The sequence below is a fragment of the Mycobacterium sp. E2497 genome, assembly GCF_001668695.1.
Classification (GTDB): Bacteria; Actinomycetota; Actinomycetes; order Mycobacteriales; family Mycobacteriaceae; genus Mycobacterium.
This window is the reverse complement of sequence record NZ_LZKD01000216.1, coordinates 1-1,191: the sequence shown is the minus strand read 5'-3', so window position 1 is coordinate 1,191 and position 1,191 is coordinate 1. Positions and strand designations below refer to the sequence as shown.

At 67.3% G+C, this 1,191-nt stretch carries 1 protein-coding gene; it reads left to right on the top strand.

Annotation, left to right across the window (positions count from 1 at the left end; translation table 11 throughout):
• Nucleotides 1–125 precede the first annotated feature (125 nt).
• The coding region (locus A5713_RS19660) for a glycosyltransferase (RefSeq protein ID WP_068098063.1) at nucleotides 126–1,191 on the top strand (1,066 nt) is incomplete at its 3' end.

Genomic DNA, 1,191 nt, shown 5'->3' with positions numbered 1-1,191 from the left:
CAAGCCTGCGGACAGCATCACCAAGACCGCCGAACTTCTGGAAAACTTCGCGCGCGTGGGACGGATTGGGTGAGGAGCCATACCCCCGACGTCGCCGGTGCACGGCAACTGCAAGGCTAGGACCCGTGACGAAATTCGTTCTCGCCGGGTATGGAACGCGCGGCGACATCGAGCCTTTGGCGGCTGTTGGCCGCGAGCTGGTGCGCCGAGGGCACGACGTGGCCATGGCGGTCCCGCCGGAATTGGTGGGCTTCGCCGAGTCCGCCGGGCTCGCGGCGGTCCCGTACGGCCCGGAACTGCATGATTTCCTCGACGAGGAGTTCCTTCGCAACATGTGGGCGGAGTTCTTCCGGAACATCTGGACGGTCCGCAGCCCGATCAGGTTGATGCGCAAGGTGTGGGAGCCCCTGATCCGGCATTGGGGCGAGGTGAACACCACGCTGACGTCGCTTGCGGCCGGCGCCGACCTGCTCTGCACCGGCCTGAATTTCGAGCAGGCCGCCGCCAACGTCGCCGAGTTCTACGGCATTCCGCTGGCGACACTGCATCACTTCCCGATGCGGGCCAACGGCCAGCTCGTTCCGCGCGTGCCGGCGCCGCTGTTCCGCTCCAGCATGAAGACGGTCGAGTGGTTGTTTTGGCGGTCGACGAAGCGAGTCGAGAACGCACAGCGCCGCGAACTCGGCCTGTCCGCGGCCACGAAACCCTCGCCGCGGCGGATCGCCGAACGCGGTTCGCTCGAGATTCAGGCCTATGACGAAGTCTGCTTTCCCGGCCTGGCCGCCGAATGGGCGAAGAAGTGGGGCGACCGACGGCCCTTTGTCGGTGCGCTGACGATGCAGTTGACCACGGACGCCGACGAGGACGTGGCGTCATGGATCGCCAAGGGCACGCCGCCGATCTGCTTCGGGTTCGGGAGCATGCCGGTCGCCGAGTCTCCCGCGGACACCGTCGCCCTGATCAGCGCGGCGTGCGAGGAGCTGGGGGAGCGTGCGCTGGTGTGCTCCGGCTGGAGTGACTTCAGTGGGGTGCCGCAGCCCGACCACGTCAAGGTGGTGGGCGTGGTGAATTACACGAAGATCTTCCCCGCCTGCCGGGCGGTGGTTCACCACGGCGGCTCGGGCACCACGGCCGCGGGTCTGCGTGCCGGAATACCGACGTTGATCCTGTGGACCGCGGGAGACCAGCCGT